Here is an 18,379-nt window from a genome sequence, read left to right on the forward strand (position 1 = left end):
GCAGACCGCTATTCTAGCTTGCTAGCCTTTTCATGCCGTTAAATTAGTGAGCTATTATATCGGGACGACGAACAGATTGAATCTATTTCGATATTTTGAGTTTGATATACGGCTGCGTGCTACCGTGACTTGAGAATTCAAGAGGGGGACAAAATGAATAAATCACAACTGATCGATAAAATTGCCGTAGGTGCTAATATTTCTAAAGCGACCGCCGGACGAGCGCTAGATGCTGTCATCGGTTCGGTCACCGAGTCGCTACAGCAAGGAGATGACGTTACGTTGGTTGGGTTTGGTACATTTACAGTACGCACGCGCTCTGCCCGGACTGGGCGTAATCCACAAACAGGTAAAGAAATTACCATTTCTGCCGTTAAGGTTCCGGGCTTCCGTGCTGGTAAAGGGCTGAAAAACGCGGTGAACTGATCGTTTGTCTGATGTAAACAGGAGAGCATAAGGTACATCATCAGAATATACTTGTTAGATTTTCTGATCAGGAAAGATTAGCATTATATGCTGTCTGTTTACTTGCACTAAAGTTATAGATAGTATGTGCTAAAGCTACTTTCACAGTTAATATATGAAACGCTAAGCTGAAACTGCTTATCAAGCAGTATCTCGATTTTTGCATCTTCAGTTTCCACATCGAAATTCGATCATGACAAGTGTTACCCGCTTATCACAATCCAGAGTATTGACAGTACTGGCTTACTGCTACCGGCAGCTACCATGAGGTAAAATCTTTAAAGCGCGTTTAGCAGCGCTTGCTATCACAGTGCTAGGACCACCTTCACAAGGTAAAAATATCAAAATAGTCTATTCAGCGAATAAGTGTTGTAATCAAACCTGGGCTGTATAGTGCTTTTCTATTTATTTTCTCTTAAAAAGAACAAATAGTGCTGTAATTTTTGACGACGCCGATAAAGGAAAGCTTTTCTTTACTAAGGTTAACTATATAATATTGTTTCTTATGACACAGAAAAAAGCACACAACACCTGTTCCGTAGTCATTGCGCAAAACAAACGCGCCAGGTATGAATACTTCATAAAACAGGAATTCGAGGCTGGACTCTCACTACAGGGATGGGAAGTGAAATCACTTCGCGCTGGCAAAGCAAATATCAGCGGTAGTTACGTGATGCTTAAAAACGGCGAGGCCTATCTTTTTGGCGCCACATTCCAACCGTTAATAGCAGCTTCTTCGCATGTGATCTGTAATCCTATGCGGATTCGTAAGCTTTTACTGAATAAATGTGAACTGAATGCAGTATTCGGCCGCGTAAACCGAGAGAGCTACACTGTAGTATCGCTTTTGCTATATTGGAAAAATGAATGGGTGAAACTGAAAATCGGCGTAGCGAAGGGTAAAAAAGAGCACGATAAACGCACAGATATTAAGGAACGCGAATGGCAATTAAATAAGGCACGCATTATGAATCTTGTTATCCGATAGCCTTGTTTTAGCATTGTAAGTTTGCTATTATCAAGATAATAGTTCGGGGCTGATTCTGGACTCGACGGGATTTGCAAAGCTTAAGGTGCATGCCGAGGTGAAGTTGGCCTCGTAAAAAACTCAAAAAATAATTGCAAACGACTCGCAATTTGAATCTAACGCTGCTTTAGCAGCTTAATCAGCTTAACAAACTGAAGATTCCCTCTCTCCCTAGCCTCCACTCTTAGGACGGGGATTAAGAGAGGTCAAATCTAAAAGAGATCGCGCGAAGGTCCTGCCTGGGATTGAAGCGTTAAAATCAATCAGGCTAGTCTGTTAGTAGCGTGTCTGTTCGCAACTGATAGATGAACGTAAAAACTGGACTAAGCATGTAGTACCGAAAGAATAGGAATTCCGGACGCGGGTTCAAATCCCGCCAGCTCCACTAGAATTCTTTATCGTGGTTCTAAAGTTTTCTGATGAAGTTCAAAAGTCCGAATAGACAAAAGCCTTGCGGCTTTTTATGTTTAAAATCTTCAAAGAGGTAAAATGTACTAATGATTAGTATAAGTAGGCAGTAACGAATGTATAGACAAGACAACATCGTGTAAAAACGTCTAATTTTCAGCCAGATTCGATCTATTGCGATTTGAGCTGTAATTTTTTAATAATAGCAAACCCTATATAAAGGGTCACTACAAACATAAATCCTGAAGCTATTTAGTCGATTGACAATGTTTTGTTACCATTCGTACACTCTTTTATAGAGATTTGTACCTTGGTAATCTTGACGGTCAAGATCGGTTGTCGTACTTACTTTGCGCCGGAAAAGCGCATAAACTCCAAGAAACGCTGAGCATAGTGTTTGTTGCTGTGATATGCAAGCCTTCATCATTCATCTGACGCAGGCCTGCATAGCACAACACCGGCGTTCAAGCAGTACCCCAAGCTGTCAAAAAGTGTTTCTAGTTGGTGAACTTAATAAGTTCGAGTTATAGGATGCAGAAACTTGGTACCGAGGCTTGAGCTATTAGCAAGAGCAGCCGTTTACTAATTGTCCAGTCATGTCAAAAAATTCTTTACATACCACTGTGTTGCTAGATGAAGCGGTAAGGAGTCTAAATCTTCGATCAAATGGCGTTTATCTGGACGGCACCTTTGGACACGGTGGGCATTCACGTCTTATTTTATCCAAGCTTGGTACGCAGGGGCGACTATTCGCCATGGACCGCGATCCGGCAGCCATCGAGGTAGCACAAGCTATTAAAGATGCGCGCTTTGTTATTACACACGAACCGTTTTCCGCCATGGCAAAGTACATGGCACGATGGAATTTGCTAGGCAAAGTTGACGGCATATTACTGGATTTGGGCGTCTCGTCGCTACAACTTGATGATCCGGACCGTGGTTTTTCATTTATGCGTGACGGACCGTTGGATATGCGTATGGATAGCACACGTGGACAATCTGCCGCGCAGTGGCTGGTCCAGGCATCGGCGGAAAACATCGCCTGGATCTTGAAATCCTTTGGTGAAGAGCGTTTTGCCAAGCGCATCGCTCAGGCAATCGTAGCACGAAATCACCAGAAACCGATGACTCGCACCAGCGAACTAGCGGCACTGATTACCAATGTCAGCCCGTTTCATGATAAGCATAAACATCCGGCGACGCGTAGCTTTCAGGCGATCCGCATTTATATTAACAACGAGCTGGAAGAGATTAAACAGGCGTTGAACGACGCGCTGACAGTATTAGCTCCCAGCGGAAGGTTGTCGATTATCACCTTCCATTCGCTGGAAGATCGCTTAGTGAAACAATTTATTCGCCAGCACAGCCAAAAACCGAAGGTACCGGCTGGTCTTCCGCTTACAGAGGCACAGATCACCTCTCAATACCAAGATCAGCGCCAACTAAAAGAGGCAGGTAGAACGCAACCTTCAGCTCGGGAGATAAATCATAACCCACGCGCGCGCAGTGCAGTGCTCCGCATTGCCGAGAAGCTGGCGCCATGATCAGCAACTCACGACACGACTTTGTCGGAATTATCGGAAAAAATTGGTTGTACCAAATTGTCCTTGTTACTGTTGATTTTAGTCTTAGTCTCGGCGATCTTAGTGGTCTTTACTATTTATCAGACCTAGTAGGTGAACAGATGATCTTAGAAAGCACGTGCTGGATATTGAATGGCGCAACCTGATCCTGGGAAAGTACACTAAGAGAACACAACAACCGCGAAGAGCGCATCGCCATCGAGAAGTTGCGCATGTGGATTCGTTTACAAAAACATTGCGGTTCAACCGTAATATACACAAGTATTGCTAACGTTGCATGGAAACCACATCACGCATGATGCAACTGAGACGTCAGGAGAATTAAACCAGCTTTGTGAGCTGGCTTTCACTTTGCTGTGTAGTTGCATCCTGCTATCATTGTTGAGATTGATGTTGCGGTTGGGCATCATTTGCAAATGATGAACTCTAATAAACTGATCCTCGAAGGAGATATTCGTATGCGTTCGCTGTGCGTGCAGCAAATTCCTACCGCACGCGATACGGTAAGCAACCGCGTCGGCTGTCCATTAGCAGCGAGCGTGTCATTCAAGACTATCTGGGTAGATCTGAAAGAATTTAATAATAATGGCGGTATTGCCGATATCCATTGGCAAGCGATTTCCGATACGCTTTCCACCCTTCTCGATCAGATTTTTTCGCACATTAACACTACTGTCGATTCTAAAAGGAACTTTGTTTATTTGGCGAGCCAAATTAATCCTGCTATCAGTGATTACACCCATAGACTTAAACTCCCAAGTATTCACCTGCGCCAAGAGTTGCGCTGCGATTGTATATCGGGTCAAATAACCGCGCATCTTATCGGCTTAACTAATATTGAAAATCAAGGTATTGAATGAAAGTATCGAAAAGAGTTTTGATCGCGAGCTTACCGGCCCCAGTCGAATGTACAGCGCGCAAAGACCGGTTTGGACGGGGTCACTAAGGATATTCCCTCGGCGGATAGCCAGGCGACGTTTAATCTAGCGCTAAGTATTGATAAGCGTCTTCAGGCACTTCGTGAGTTTAAAAATGCAATAGCATTCAATAATGCTGTGTCTGGTACCGTGGTTCTAGTAGATGTTAAGACTAGCGAAGCACTGGCTATAGCCAGTAATACCTCCTACTACTCCAACGATCTAATTGGTACCACGATGGACGTGATGCACCCACTTTCTATCACCATGATCGATCCACCCGTAGTGGGAGATCGGGTACTTTCCACATCTCTGGTACGTACCGTAGTTTATATGATGGAAAGTGTGCCGCCGTTAGGCAACGGCACCAAAACCGACATTTAAGATTACTGCATCGCTATTAAAATCGAAACAGCTAAAAAAGGCGGGCCAGACGGCAAGTCCGCTGGAGTTGCGCCGGTCAGCAATCCGTGCTTTGCGCTGGTGGTAATTAATGATCCGCATGGCGGAAAATACTACGGGGCAGTTTCTGCGCTTGCATTTGACATTACGAGAAATGCACTACGTATAATGAACGTAAAGAATGAACGTAAAATCAGATGCGTTGTCACAGTCTAGTGAGAAATTCGATATGATCGTCAAAAAATTATAAAGAGGCATCCGGTGACCGATCGTAATTTGCGTCAGTTACTCGCTCCCTGGGTACATGATGCTCCAGAACGCGTATTGAAGGGAATGACCCTAGACAGCCGCAGAGCGGCTGTTGGAGATCTGTTTGTCGCCATCGCTGGCCATCAGACGGATGGACGTCGTTATATTCTTCAAGCGATCGCGCAAGGGGTTGCTGCCGTCGTGGCACAAGCTGAAGGTAAGTCTCAAGAAGGAGCAATTTATGAGCTATGTGGTATACCTGTTATCTATCTCCACTGCCTCCACGAACGCTTATCAGCGCTGGCGGGTCGCTTTTATCAGCAGCCGTCGCGTGCGCTGCGCTTGGTAGGCGTGACTGGCACTAACGGAAAAACTACTACTACCCATCTTCTTGCGCAGTGGGTGCACCTATTAGGTGAAACTAGCGCAGTAATGGGCACCGCCGGCAACGGCCTGCTGGACCATATCCGGCCGGCTGATAATACTACCGGCTCACCGATTGAGGTTCAGCGACTCTTATCACAGATGCATCGTAAGGGCGCGCGTTTCGCGGCGATGGAAGTCTCCTCTCACGGCTTGGCGCAACACCGGGTCAACGATGTGCATTTTGCCGCCGCGGTATTTACTAATTTAACTCGCGACCATCTTGATTATCACGGCGACATGGCACACTACGAAGCACTAAAATGGCGGTTGTTCAGCGAGTTAAACGTCGGTCAGCGTATAATCAATACCGACAGCGACACCGGCCGGCTCTGGATCAAAATGTTGCCACAGGCGATTGCTGTCGCGGTCAGTAGAGCGTTACCGTCGGAATGCCAAGGCAATTGGTTGTACGCCGGTAAGGTACGTTATCATGCGCGCGGTGCAAAGATTCTTTTTCACTCTAGCTGGGGAAAAGGGACGCTGAATAGTCCATTGATAGGGGAATTTAATGTCAGTAATTTGTTGCTTGCGCTGACAACGCTGCTGGCGCTCGGTTATCCGTTGCCTGCATTGCTTGATAGCGCCAACTACCTGAAGTCGGTCTACGGTCGCATGGAGGTGTTTCATACTGAAGGTCGCCCTACAGTGCTGGTAGATTATGCCCATACTCCCGACGCGCTAGAAAAGGCATTAGCGGCAGCTAGACTACACTGTCACGGTAAAGTATGGTGCGTGTTCGGCTGTGGCGGTGATCGCGATAAAGGTAAGCGTCCGCTGATGGGTGCTATCGCCGAACAGTACGCCGACCTGGTAATTATTACCGACGATAATCCACGCAATGAAACAGCACAGGATATCATTAACGACATTAAGAGCGGCCTGCTAGATACGTGTCGGGTCCGAGCGATTTCTGGTCGCGCCGAAGCGATTACCAACGCCATTATGCAAGCTTCGCCGGCAGATCTTGTGTTAGTGGCTGGGAAAGGGCATGAGGAATACCAGATAATCGGCCAGCAGAAGCTGAACTATTCCGATCGCGCTACTGTAGCGCGGTTACTTGGAGTAGTAGCATGATCTCCTGTACACTTAGCGAAATAGCGACAATACTTAATGCTGAACGAGTGGGCATTGATGACATCATCGAGACCATTGTCACCGATTCGCGGGCACCAGCTGCGACGCAGAAACGTTTATTTGTCGCTCTGAAGGGCGAGAAATTTGATGCCCATGATTTTGCCGAGCAAGCCGTTGCCGGCGGTGTCGCAGCGTTGTTGGTTAACCAACGTCTGCCGCTAGATGTACCACAGTTGGTTGTCGCCGACACCCGGCGTGCGCTTGGCCAATTAGGCGCCTGGGTGCGTCAGCAAGTCCCAGCGCGGGTAGTAGCCCTGACGGGGTCTTCCGGAAAAACATCGGTTAAAGAAATGACCACCGCCATCTTGCGGCGATGCGGGCGGGTACTGGCGACAGAAAGTAATTTTAATAACGATATTGGCGTATCACTGACGTTGTTACGTTTGACGCCGGCATATGATTTTGCGGTTATCGAGCTGGGGGCTAGTCATCTTGGTGACATCGCTTGGACAACCGCTTTAGTACGTCCGGAAACCGCGCTGGTAAACAATCTTTCCGTGGCTCACTTAGCCGGGTTCGGATCACTATCGGGCATAGCGCAGGCTAAAGGCGAAATTTTTTCCGGCCTGCCGGCTAATGGACGCGGGATTCTGAATGCTGACAGCCATAATTGGCAGCACTGGCAACAAGTACTAGGCCAAAAGGCGGTTTGGCGTTTCACTGTACAAGCCGACGACAGCGCGGATTTTTTTGCCAGTGGTATTGAAAGTGACCAGCAGGGTGTGAGGTTCATTTTGCACAGTCCATTGGGTGAATGCCCAGTTCGGTTGCCTCTGCTAGGCAGACATCATGTTGCAAATGCGCTGGCTGCCAGCGCATTGGCACTATCGGTGGGGGCGGAGTTGCCGGCGGTTGCTGCCGGTCTAGCGCAATCGCAGGCCATACCAGGACGGTTGTTCCCTATTGAGCTCAGTGCAGGCCGTTTGCTACTGGACGATACCTATAACGCTAATGTCGGGTCCATGACAGCCGCCGTGCAGATACTGGCAAAAATGCCTGGCTACAGGGTAATGGTAGTCGGTGATATGAGCGAGCTAGGGGAACAAACGGCGAAATACCATCGACAAGTTGGCAAAGCCGTCGCCTTAGCCGGTATCAACAAAGTTTTAAGTGTCGGTAACCTTAGCCGACTTATTAGTGATAGCAGCGATCGGGGAGAACATTTTCAGGATAAAACCGCACTGACCAACCAACTAGCGCAGCTGATGTCCGAACAGGCTATCATAACCATATTAGTAAAGGGTTCACGTAGTGCCGCAATGGAGCAGGTGGTGCGCGCTTTACAGGAGCAGGCATCGTGTTAGTTTGGCTGACCGACTATCTAGTACAATTTTATTCAGGCTTTAACGTCTTCTCTTACTTAACGTTTCGCGCCATCGTTAGCCTATTAACCGCGTTGTTCCTATCACTGTGGATGGGGCCCAGTCTTGTTGACTGGCTCCAAAAACTGCAGATCAAACAGGTGGTGCGCAATGATGGCCCAAAATCGCATTATAGCAAACGTGGTACACCCACCATGGGTGGTTTAATGATCCTCATGTCAATCATGATTTCGATATTAATGTGGGCCTATCCGTCCAATCCATATGTCTGGTATGTTTTGTTTGTCATAGTGGGTTACGGTATTGTGGGTTTTATCGATGACTACCGGAAGGTAGTGCGAAAACACGCCAAGGGGCTAAGCGCCGGCTGGAAATATTTCTGGCAGTCGGTGATAGCGCTAGCGATTGCCTTCACCATGTTTGTGGTAGGTAAAGATACGCCGGAAGCTACACAGCTTGTTGTCCCATTTTTCAAAGACTTTATCCTGCAACTGGGTCTGTGGTATGTGTTGTTGGCCTACTGTGTTATCGTCGGCACAAGTAATGCGGTGAACCTGACCGATGGTCTGGACGGTCTTGCTATTATGTCGACAGTATTTGTTGTTTCTGGTTTGGCGCTGGTAGCGTGGGCGACTGGCAACAGAAATTTTGCGGGCTATTTACACATTCCTTATGTTCACTTCGCAAGTGAACTGGTAGTTGTGTGTACGGCCATTGCTGGTGCAGGACTAGGATTTTTATGGTTCAACACTTACCCTGCACAGGTATTCATGGGTGACGTTGGTTCATTGGCTTTAGGTGGTGCGCTCGGCACAATAGCAGTGCTGCTGCGCCAGGAATTTTTACTTTTGATTATGGGCGGAGTGTTCGTGATGGAAGCCCTGTCGGTAATTATACAGGTTAGTGTATTTAAGTTATGTGGTCAGCGCATTTTCCGTATGGCACCCATTCATCATCATTACGAATTAAAGGGCTGGCCGGAGCCACGCGTCATTGTACGTTTCTGGATTATTTCCCTAATGTTGGTCCTCATCGGACTGGCTACGCTGAAGGTACGGTAATGTTAATGGACTATCGAGGCGAACAAGTGGTGATTATTGGATTGGGGCTTACTGGACTTTCATGTGTTGAGTTCTTCCGCCGACGCGGCGTAACACCGCGGGTGATGGACACCCGTTTTGCGCCACCAGGTCTAGAGAAACTACCGTCTGATGTGCCGCGTCATCTTGGATCATTGCACAAACAGTGGCTGCTTGATGCTACACTTATTGTCACTAGCCCAGGAGTTCCACTGTCACATCCCGCGCTAGCCGCGGTTGCCGGTGTTGCCATTATCGGAGATATTGAGCTGTTCGCGCGTGAGGCATCGGCCCCGGTAGTAGCAATAACTGGCTCTAACGGAAAAAGCACCGTTACCCATATGGTCAGCGAAATAGCCACCACCGCCGGCTGGCAGATAGGCCTTGGCGGTAATATTGGCTTTCCAGCGTTAACGCTTTTAGATTCTCTGTGCCAGCTGTATATTCTTGAGCTATCGAGCTTCCAGCTGGAAACCACTCATAGCTTAAAAACAGCAGCAGCGACGGTTCTTAATATCAGCGAAGATCATATAAACCGTTATCCACTTGGTTTACAACAGTACCGGGCGGCTAAGCTAAAAATTTACCACAATGCCGAGGTTTGCGTGGTCAACTCAGAGGATTCGCTTACCTTGCCAGTGCGCGGATATGACTCGCGCTGTATTAGCTTCGGCGTTGAGCGCGGCGATTATTACCTTCGTCAGCATGCGGGGCAGATCTGGTTAATGGCGCACGGTGAACCGGTGATGAAAAGCTCAGAGTTACGTTTCGGCGGACGCCATAACTACACTAACTCCCTCGCAGCACTGGCATTGGCGGACGCACTTGGCATTCCATCCGCCGCAAGTCTAACGGCGCTGCGTCAGTTTCGCGGTTTGGCGCACCGTTTTGAATTAGTGCATGAACGTCGCGGCGTACGTTGGATTAATGATTCTAAATCGACTAATGTGGGCAGTACCGGGGCAGCACTGAATGGACTTGAGGTGACTGGTACGCTCTATTTATTATTGGGCGGCGATGGGAAATCCGCTGATTTCACACCGTTGATACCATGGCTCAAAGGCGATCAGGTGAAGCTATATTGCTTTGGCCAAGATGGCGCGAAATTGGCATCTTTGCATCCGGAAGCCGCGATGCTCACCGAGACGCTGGAGCAGGCAATGCGCATCATCGGTTCTCAGGTGAGTGCAGGGGATCTGGTGTTGCTGTCGCCGGCTTGTGCCAGCCTGGATCAGTTTAGCAATTTTGAAGTACGCGGTGATGTATTCACTCGCCTGGCGAGAGAGGTCGGTTAATGCGTTACCTTATGCAGCGCGTAGAGTTGTTTTGGAACCCGTTGGACGATCCCCTTAGGGGTGGTTACCAACTTACCCGGTCGATTATGGCGTTTGGCCAAGGAAGATTCTGGAGACAGAGATTAGGCAACTCAGTACAGAAACTAGAATATTTACCAGAAGCCAATACCGACTTTATCTTCGCCATTTTAAACGAAGAGTGAGGTTATTTCGGTTCGGTATTAGCGCTATTAATGGTGTTTTGGGTTGCATTACGCACCATGTCCGCCGACCGCCGAACTCTGGAAATTAATCAATGCTTTTCCGGTTTTCTAGCCTATTTTATCGACATTTGGTCCAGTTTGCAGGTGCTGATTAACGTGGCTTTACCGCTGGTATATTACCGACCAAAGGCTTGACTCTGCCATTAATCGGCTACGATAAGTTCGAACCTACTTATTCATGTCAACGACAATAGTGCTAACTCCTAAGAATCGATTTTAAGACGTGTCTTGCCAAGGCGAAAACGTTTGCAAGAGAGCTGAGATGATGGAAACAACAAAGCGTTTACTAGTGATAGCTGGTGGGACTGGCGGACATGTATTTCCAGGACTAGCAGTTGCGCATCATCTGATGGCGAAGGGCTGGCAGGTTCGCTGGCTCGGCACTGCTGATCGCATTGAGGCTAATCTCGTGCCGCAGTACGACATTGATATCGATTTTATCCGTATCAGCAGCCTGCGTGGCAAGGAATTGAAAACACAGTTAATGGCGCTGGTGCATATTTGGTGTGCGCTGTGGAAGGCGCGGCAGATTATACGTATTTGGCAACCGGATGTAGCATTGAGCATGGGTGGTTATGTCTCTGGGCCAGGCGCTTTAGCGGCCTGGAGCTACGGCATTCCTGTAGTTTTGCATGAGCAAAATAGCATCGCCGGCCTGACCAATCGCAGCTTGTCGAAAATTGCCAGAAAAGTGCTTCAGGCGTTTCCCGGCGCCTTCCCCCATGCTGTCGTAGTTGGAAATCCGGTACGCGATGCAGTGTTGGCACTTCCGGAGCCAGTCGCGCGCTTTTACGATCGCACAGGCCCGATGAGGGTACTGATTATCGGCGGTAGCCAGGGTTCGCAGGTGCTTAATCAGACCATGCCGGCGGTTGCTGCCAGACTGGTTGGCAGCTTGACGCTGTGGCATCAGGTAGGAAAAGGGTCGCTAGAGGAGGTAACCCGATCTTACATGGCAAATGGTGAGACTCAGCATAAGGTAGTGGAATTTATCGACAATATAGCTGCTGCCTATGCCTGGGCAGATATCGTGGTTTGCCGTGCTGGAGCTCTGACGGTGAGTGAAATCGCCGCCGCCGGCTTGCCGGCTCTGTTTGTACCATTTATGCACAAAGATCGTCAGCAGTATTGGAATGCGAGGATACTGGAGGAGGCTGGTGCAGCAAAAATTATTGAGCAGTCGGTCTTTAGCGTTGAACGAGTCAGTAACATATTGGCTGGTTGGGATCGGTCAACATTACTAACCATGGCGCAACGTGCACGGACGGCAGCTGTTCCCGATGCAACTGAGCGTGTAGCACGGGAAGTGGCGGCAGTAGTGCACGCATGAGCACGCCGACCGTCTCGAGCGTTTTTTTGAATTAAGCGATGACACTGTGAATACACGACAACTGGCTAAACTACGAACTTTTGTCCCAGAAATGCGTCGGGTCAGGCAAATCCATTTTGTCGGTATCGGCGGTGCCGGCATGGGTGGTATAGCGGAAGTGCTAGCGAACGAGGGCTATCAAATTAGCGGCTCCGATCTTGCGCCGAATGCAGTCACGCAACAACTGACGGATCTAGGTGCGCAAATTTATTTTAACCACTGCCCGGAAAACATCAGGGATGCTAGCGTGGTAGTGGTGTCGAGCGCCATCTCGGATAATAATCCAGAAATCGTAGCAGCTAAAAAAGCGCGTATTCCCGTCATTCAACGTGCGGAAATGCTAGCGGAGCTGATGCGTTTTCGATATGGCATCGCTATCGCCGGTACACACGGTAAAACTACGACGACTGCAATGGTGGCCAGTATTTATGCCGAGGCCGGCCTGGATCCGACTTTTGTAAACGGTGGACTAGTGAAAGCCGCTGGCGTGCATGCTTGTCTGGGCTGCAGTCGCTATCTTATTGCTGAGGCTGATGAAAGCGACGCCTCTTTTCTGCATTTACAGCCGATGGTGGTAATTATTACCAATATTGAAGCCGATCATATGGATACCTATCAGGGTGATTTTGAAAATCTCGAGCAGACATTTATCAACTTTCTGCACAATTTGCCATTTTACGGTCGTGCAGTGGTGTGTATCGACGATCCTGTGATCCGCAAACTACTGCCTCGCGTCGGACGCCAAATTACTACTTATGGTTTCAGCGATGATGCCGATTTACGCATCACTGATTACCGCCAAGATGGTGCGCGTGGCAGCTTTACACTCACTCGCCAGGAAAAGGCTGCTTTACGGGTGACACTTAACGCTCCGGGTCTCCACAACGCACTAAATGCGGTGGCGGCGATCGCCGTGGCAACTGAAGAGGGCATCAGCGACGAAAGTATTTTGCAGGCGATGCTACAATTTCAAGGAACTGGCCGCCGCTTCGATGATTTAGGATATTATGATTTAGCTAACGTTAACGGTAAAATAGGTGCAGTTATGCTTGTGGATGACTACGGTCATCACCCGACTGAGGTAGATGCTACAATTAAAACGGCGCGTGCAGGCTGGTCGGATAAGCGGCTGGTGATGGTGTTTCAGCCACATCGTTATACTCGTACACGAGACCTTTACGACGATTTCGCTAACGTCCTCTCCAGCGTAGATGTTCTGCTAATGCTAGACGTTTACCCTGCCGACGAAGCGCCGATTCCCGGCGCCAACAGTCGCTCTTTGTGTCACACTATTCGTAACCGAGGCAAGGTGAATCCGATTCTTGTGCCAGATATAGAAGCGCTGCCAGCGACATTAGCCAAGGTGTTGCAAGACAACGATTTGGTACTGATGCAGGGCGCCGGTACGGTTGGAAAAATCGCCCGTAAACTAGCTGATAGTAAGCTGCAGCCGAGCGAATGGTGTTATGGTTAAACAACTTGATTTTTACCGGTACGCACTGACGATCGCCTCAAGGAAAACGATCTAATATGTTGAAAACAGCGATACGCAACCATGAGAAGGAAAGAGACGCTGTGAGACGCAGTAACGGTAGGAAGCTTGCGGATCCGTCTATCTGTTGCTGGCGCTCGGCGCTATTTCATTCTTTGCCATTATCCAGGTGTGTGTTGACTAGGAGATTCTTGGAACGCTAGCACTTTATATGACGCAAGACGTTAATGTAATTACAAGATTTATCTGCTTTTGATAAAGCAAGCCAGGAATAATGGACTTACATTATGGCTCAGTCTTATCCATCTGTTGGGCCGCTCTTATATCAAGCCGGAATACAGCAATTAGTAACAGATTAAGCACAGACAAATAACAATGATTAAAACGACAGACAAAAGACTGATAGTGGGACTAGAGATCGGTACGGCTAAAGTGGCCGCGCTGGTAGGGGAAGTGCTACCCGATGGTATAGTGAATATCATCGGTATTAGTAGTTGTCCGTCGCGTGGCATGGATAAGGGTGGTGTTAACGATCTGGAATCAGTCGTGAAATGCGTGCAACGCGTTGTCGATCAGGCAGAGAGGATGGCGGATTACCAGATCTCTTCGGTATATCTTGCCTTGTCAGGAAAACATATCAGCTGTCAGAATGAAATTGGTATGGCGCCTATTCCAGAAGAAGCAGTGACCAAGAAAGACGTGGAAAATGTGGTACATATCGCTAAATCGGTGCGGGTCCGAGATGAACACCGTATTTTACACGTCATTCCGCAGGAATATGCGATTGATTATCAGGAAGGAATCAAAAATCCGGTTGGTCTGTCCGGAATGCGCATGCAGGTCAAGGTACACCTGATTACCTGTCATAATGATATGTCGAAAAATATTATCAAAGCAGTTGAACGTTGCGGGCTGAAAGTTGATCAACTGATTTTTTCCGGTTTAGCGTCAAGTTATGCTGTTTTGACAGAAAATGAGCGCGAACTGGGCGTTTGCGTAGTCGACATCGGCGGCGGCACTATGGAGATAGTGGTGTATATCGCCGGTGCCCTGCGTCATATCAAGGTGATTCCCTACGCTGGAAATGTAGTTACTAGCGACATCGCTTACGCTTTCGGTACGCAGCCTGCCGACGCTGAAGCGATCAAAATCCTCTACGGTTGCGCGCTAGGAACGATGGTTAGCAAAGACGAGAGCGTGGAGGTGCAGAGCGTCGGCGACTTGCCACAGCGTATCCTGCAGCGTCAGACCCTGGCTGAGGTGATTGAGCCGCGCTACACTGAGTTATTCAGTCTAGTCAACGACGAGATTTTGCAACTGCAGGAGCAACTGCACGCTCGGGGACTGAAGCATCATTTAGCTGCTGGCATCGTCTTGACTGGCGGCGCAGCACAAATAGATGGGATAGTGGCGTGCGCGAAACGCGTATTTCATGCTCAAGTGCGTATCGGGCAGCCGCTAAATATCACCGGCCTGACAGATTATGCGAAGACTCCCTGTTGTGCTACAGCAGTCGGACTGCTGCACTACGGTAAAAAATCACATTTAAACAGTACGGTAGATTTCGGGAAAATGACGCCTATTGGTACATGGTTCAATCGGTTTAGAAGCTGGCTGCGAAAAGAACTGTAACAATTTTTATTGTAGTTAAATTCAGCTAGAGTCACACCACCATGATAAGTGGTTTGATCAAACCTAAAGCATACAGCTCTATGTCTAAAAAATAATTCATGCCTATCTTTAACTCGTGACAATAACCTTTAAGCCAGAATCCGTCTGTACAGACGATTGCCAAGCGACAGGCACAAAACGGAGAGAAATTATGTTTGAACCTATAGCATTAACCGACGACGCGGTGATTAAAGTCATCGGCGTCGGCGGCGGCGGCGGAAACGCCGCCGAGCATATGGTGCGCGAGCACATCGAAGGCGTGGATTTTTGCGCGGTGAATACCGATGCTCAAGCATTACGCAAGACGACAGTGAGGCAGACTATTCAAATAGGCAGCAACATCACCAAAGGGCTAGGGGCTGGCGCCGATCCAGAAGTGGGCCGCAATGCCGCTGAAGAAGATCGAGAAGCTCTACGAGCCGCACTTGAAGGAACCGATATGGTGTTTATTGCCGCTGGTATGGGTGGGGGTACTGGTACTGGTGCCGCACCGATTGTCGCAGAAGTCGCCAAAGATCTAGGCATCCTGACCGTGGCTGTCGTCACCAAGCCTTTCAATTTTGAAGGCAAAAAACGTATGGCGTTTGCAGAACAGGGAATTGCTGCACTTTCCAAGCATGTTGACTCGCTTATTACCATTCCTAACGATAAGCTGCTGAAAGTCCTGGGACGCAGTATTTCACTGCTTGACGCGTTTGGCGCCGCTAACGATGTATTGAAAGGTGCGGTGCAGGGTATCGCCGAGCTTATTACCCGCCCGGGGCTAATAAATGTCGACTTTGCTGATGTACGAACCGTGATGTCTGAAATGGGCTATGCCATGATCGGTTCCGGCGTTGCCTGTGGCGAAGAGCGTGCGGAAGAAGCGTCAGAAATGGCTATTTCTAGCCCGCTGCTAGAAGATATCGATCTGTCTGGCGCCTGTGGCGTTTTAGTCAACATTACTGCGGGTTTCAACCTACGTTTAGACGAGTTTGAAGCTGTGGGTAACACCATCCGCGCTTTTTCTTCCGACAATGCTACGGTGGTCATCGGTACTTCGCTAGATCCAGATATGAACGATGAAATGCGCGTTACCGTGGTCGCAACTGGAATCGGTATAGACAAAAGACCAGAAATCACGTTAGTGACTAATAAGCAAAGCAGCCAGCTGGTAATGGATAACCGTTACCGAGATCGCGCCCTGGGCGTATCTACGCTTAATCAGGAATCGTTCAATCAGGAAGCGGAAATCAAGGCAGTTAATGAACAAAACATCCAGGGGGACAAGGGCCCAGACTACTTGGATATTCCGGCATTCTTACGTAAACAAGCAGATTAACCGTGTAGTTTTTGGAAACTCGGCTCTTTGTGTTAAACTGATCTGCCTGCTTTTTCTATACTGTATGGAGTAGGCGGCATGGTTAAACATTGCGAGAGAAATGGATGATTAAACAGCGGACATTAAAACGTATCGTTCAGGCTGCTGGTGTGGGATTACATACCGGTAAAAAGGTTATATTGACACTATGCCCTGCACCGGCAAACACTGGAGTCGTTTATCGTCGAACCGATTTGAACCCGCCGATAGATTTTCTAGCCGACGCCAAGTCTGTGCGCGATACCGTGCTTTGCACCTGTCTGGTGAATGAGAATGAAGTCCGTATTTCCACTGTTGAGCATTTAAACGCAGCGCTGGCTGGATTGGGAATTGACAACATCTTTATTGAAGTAGATGCACCTGAAATCCCAATCATGGACGGTAGTGCTAGTCCATTCATCTACTTGCTGATGAATGCCGGTATTGAAGAGCTTAACAGTGCTAAAAAATTTTTACGTCTAAAACAGGTGGTGCGCGTCGAGGATGGAGAGAAATGGGCCGAGCTTGCTCCGTATAACGGCTTTACGCTCGATTTTACTATTGATTTCAAACATCCAGCGATTGCTGCCAGCCCACAGCATTATTTCCTTAATTTCTCCGCGGAGTCGTTTGTTCGCCAGATAAGCCGTGCGCGCACCTTTGGCTTCATGCGTCATATTGAGCATCTACAATCTTATGGTCTAGCGCTTGGTGGCAGTTTAGACTGTGCTATCGTAGTCGATGACTACCGGGTCCTAAACGAAGACGGTCTGCGCTTTGAAGATGAGTTCGTCCGCCACAAAATGCTCGATGCTATCGGTGATCTATTCATATACGGTTACAGCATTATAGGCGCGTTTACTGCTTTCAAATCCGGCCATGCCATGAATAACAAGTTGCTACAGGCGATACAAGCGCGTCATGAAGCCTGGGAATTGGTAACTTTTGAGGATGAGACTGAACTGCCGCTAGCGTTTAAAACCCCTCTCTTCGTTATGGCATGAGTAAGGGCAAGATACCATTCCGGTAAGAACTAATCAACGGATGTGGCTGTCACTCTCTCCGAGCAGCTCTATCCATCGTTTTTCTTTAATTTCTGGGTCTGCATGTTCAAAGGTCGCAATTTTCGTTATTTTCCTCTTTTTTTCTCGCAAGACCAGGGTTAATCCTGATATCGATAGACAACAATGATGGTAAAATTTGTTCTCTTAACGCAGATAATAATCGAGATTGTTCATATCGTAATCGCATCTTCCAGCTAGCATTAGGAGTTTCCAATACCAGAATTCCCTGGCGGACGTTGGCGACACGGCACCAAAGGTGAAGCGGTTTTGGTAACAGTGTGCTGACCGCGCTGTTGATCTTCAACAGAAAGATGGCTCGGCGATGAATCTTTGACAATGACACGCAGCCCATTTCAGCAGCGTTGCCAAATAAACTATCGATGGGATATGGACGACTGTTGCGCATAACAATATTCCCGAGGAAGATATTACTTGGTCATGGTTATTCTAAATCTTTGTCGACAAATTGGCGGACGTTATTTCTGGCGACATCTTCTGTTGTGGATAGTCACGATTAGCTTAATCGTAGTTTTTATTATCAAGCGGTAGCTAGGATATGTTATACAAACCCGACGCTTACACACATCTTAGCTGGCTAAGTGCCCTGCATTTTGACTTCAGTCAACTAGAACAACTGAAAAATGTCTCTCTTTGCTTCACCAACGCAGTTGACTACTGCTATAAGCATAGCGTCATATGTACGGTCCTCCATCGTCTTCTTATTGCCTGGGCTATAGCGTTATCCCCATTACTTAAAAGTGAAGCGCGGATGCCGGTACTAGTCAGCCGAATCTTATCAGTGAGCTACGTCGTTTTTATCTACAAGCGTAGTGGTGTTCGTATTACTCAGCAGAAGAGAATACGTGCTAGTCCG

At 48.1% G+C, this 18,379-nt stretch carries 12 protein-coding genes, 1 other RNA gene and 3 pseudogenes; 15 read left to right on the top strand and 1 reads right to left on the bottom strand.

The window, feature by feature from the left end; all coding sequences use genetic code 11:
• Nucleotides 1–135: 135 nt before the first annotated feature.
• From hupB to lpxC, 15 genes and pseudogenes are all read left to right on the top strand, one after another.
• Nucleotides 136–426 carry a nucleoid-associated protein HU-beta gene (gene hupB, locus A4A68_RS00450; RefSeq protein WP_269447287.1) on the top strand — a complete coding sequence of 97 codons (291 nt, stop codon included), beginning with the start codon at nucleotides 136–138 and terminating at the stop codon, nucleotides 424–426.
• 544 nt (nucleotides 427–970) lie between these two features.
• Nucleotides 971–1,453 carry an SsrA-binding protein SmpB gene (gene smpB / locus A4A68_RS00455; protein WP_067565317.1) on the top strand — a complete coding sequence of 161 codons (483 nt, stop codon included), beginning with the start codon at nucleotides 971–973 and terminating at the stop codon, nucleotides 1,451–1,453.
• Between the two features lie 45 nt (nucleotides 1,454–1,498).
• Nucleotides 1,499–1,880, top strand: a transfer-messenger RNA (tmRNA) gene (gene ssrA / locus A4A68_RS00460).
• 616 nt (nucleotides 1,881–2,496) lie between these two features.
• A complete protein-coding gene (rsmH, locus tag A4A68_RS00465) occupies nucleotides 2,497–3,444 on the top strand; it encodes a 16S rRNA (cytosine(1402)-N(4))-methyltransferase RsmH (RefSeq protein WP_067565321.1) in 948 nt (315 codons plus the stop codon).
• Nucleotides 3,445–3,817: 373 nt separating this feature from the next.
• Nucleotides 3,818–4,982: pseudogene (locus tag A4A68_RS00475) on the top strand (hypothetical protein); the annotation flags it as partial.
• A gap of 81 nt (nucleotides 4,983–5,063) precedes the next feature.
• A complete protein-coding gene (gene murE, locus A4A68_RS00480; protein ID WP_067565331.1) occupies nucleotides 5,064–6,551 on the top strand; it encodes a UDP-N-acetylmuramoyl-L-alanyl-D-glutamate--2,6-diaminopimelate ligase in 1,488 nt (495 codons plus the stop codon).
• Complete coding sequence (murF, locus tag A4A68_RS00485; RefSeq protein WP_067565334.1) at nucleotides 6,548–7,915, top strand: UDP-N-acetylmuramoyl-tripeptide--D-alanyl-D-alanine ligase; 1,368 nt, start codon at nucleotides 6,548–6,550, stop codon at nucleotides 7,913–7,915. The genes murE and murF overlap by 4 nt, the downstream gene beginning before the upstream one ends.
• A complete protein-coding gene (mraY, locus tag A4A68_RS00490; protein WP_067565337.1) occupies nucleotides 7,909–8,994 on the top strand; it encodes a phospho-N-acetylmuramoyl-pentapeptide-transferase in 1,086 nt (361 codons plus the stop codon). Before murF ends, mraY begins: the two co-directional genes overlap by 7 nt.
• Nucleotides 8,994–10,307, top strand: coding sequence for a UDP-N-acetylmuramoyl-L-alanine--D-glutamate ligase (murD, locus tag A4A68_RS00495; protein ID WP_067565340.1), 1,314 nt, complete (start codon nucleotides 8,994–8,996; stop codon nucleotides 10,305–10,307). The genes mraY and murD overlap by 1 nt, the downstream gene beginning before the upstream one ends.
• A 5-nt stretch (nucleotides 10,308–10,312) precedes the next feature.
• Nucleotides 10,313–10,836 (top strand): annotated as a pseudogene (locus tag A4A68_RS03130) (FtsW/RodA/SpoVE family cell cycle protein); the annotation flags it as partial.
• Nucleotides 10,833–11,900 carry an undecaprenyldiphospho-muramoylpentapeptide beta-N-acetylglucosaminyltransferase gene (gene murG, locus A4A68_RS00505; RefSeq protein WP_067565346.1) on the top strand — a complete coding sequence of 356 codons (1,068 nt, stop codon included), beginning with the start codon at nucleotides 10,833–10,835 and terminating at the stop codon, nucleotides 11,898–11,900. The pseudogene A4A68_RS03130 and the gene murG, both read left to right, overlap by 4 nt.
• Nucleotides 11,901–11,946: 46 nt before the next feature.
• Nucleotides 11,947–13,413, top strand: a complete 1,467-nt coding sequence (gene murC / locus A4A68_RS00510; protein WP_067565348.1) for a UDP-N-acetylmuramate--L-alanine ligase — start codon at nucleotides 11,947–11,949, stop codon at nucleotides 13,411–13,413.
• 393 nt (nucleotides 13,414–13,806) lie between these two features.
• A complete protein-coding gene (gene ftsA, locus A4A68_RS00515) occupies nucleotides 13,807–15,063 on the top strand; it encodes a cell division protein FtsA (RefSeq protein WP_067565352.1) in 1,257 nt (418 codons plus the stop codon).
• A 190-nt stretch (nucleotides 15,064–15,253) separates the two neighbouring features.
• Nucleotides 15,254–16,423 carry a cell division protein FtsZ gene (gene ftsZ, locus A4A68_RS00520; protein WP_067565355.1) on the top strand — a complete coding sequence of 390 codons (1,170 nt, stop codon included), beginning with the start codon at nucleotides 15,254–15,256 and terminating at the stop codon, nucleotides 16,421–16,423.
• A gap of 104 nt (nucleotides 16,424–16,527) precedes the next feature.
• Complete coding sequence (gene lpxC / locus A4A68_RS00525; protein ID WP_067565357.1) at nucleotides 16,528–17,445, top strand: UDP-3-O-acyl-N-acetylglucosamine deacetylase; 918 nt, start codon at nucleotides 16,528–16,530, stop codon at nucleotides 17,443–17,445.
• Nucleotides 17,446–17,572: 127 nt separating this feature from the next.
• On the opposite strand, the pseudogene A4A68_RS00530 reads toward lpxC, so the two are convergent.
• Nucleotides 17,573–17,911, bottom strand: a pseudogene (locus A4A68_RS00530) (DUF721 domain-containing protein); the annotation flags it as partial.
• Between the last annotated feature and the right edge of the window lie 468 nt (nucleotides 17,912–18,379).

Origin of the sequence: Candidatus Doolittlea endobia (assembly GCF_900039485.1) — a bacterium.
Lineage (GTDB): Bacteria > Pseudomonadota > Gammaproteobacteria > Enterobacterales > Enterobacteriaceae > Doolittlea > Doolittlea endobia.

What these genes read in the sequence shown, in the direction of transcription:
- murF (WP_067565334.1), top strand. Translation starts at nt 6,548, where the DNA reads ATGATCTCCTGTACACTTAGCGAAATAGCGACAATACTTAATGCTGAA.
- lpxC (WP_067565357.1), top strand. Translation starts at nt 16,528, where the DNA reads ATGATTAAACAGCGGACATTAAAACGTATCGTTCAGGCTGCTGGTGTG.
- murG (WP_067565346.1), top strand. Translation starts at nt 10,833, where the DNA reads ATGATGGAAACAACAAAGCGTTTACTAGTGATAGCTGGTGGGACTGGC.
- ftsA (WP_067565352.1), top strand. Translation starts at nt 13,807, where the DNA reads ATGATTAAAACGACAGACAAAAGACTGATAGTGGGACTAGAGATCGGT.
- smpB (WP_067565317.1), top strand. Translation starts at nt 971, where the DNA reads ATGACACAGAAAAAAGCACACAACACCTGTTCCGTAGTCATTGCGCAA.
- rsmH (WP_067565321.1), top strand. Translation starts at nt 2,497, where the DNA reads ATGTCAAAAAATTCTTTACATACCACTGTGTTGCTAGATGAAGCGGTA.
- murD (WP_067565340.1), top strand. Translation starts at nt 8,994, where the DNA reads ATGTTAATGGACTATCGAGGCGAACAAGTGGTGATTATTGGATTGGGG.
- ftsZ (WP_067565355.1), top strand. Translation starts at nt 15,254, where the DNA reads ATGTTTGAACCTATAGCATTAACCGACGACGCGGTGATTAAAGTCATC.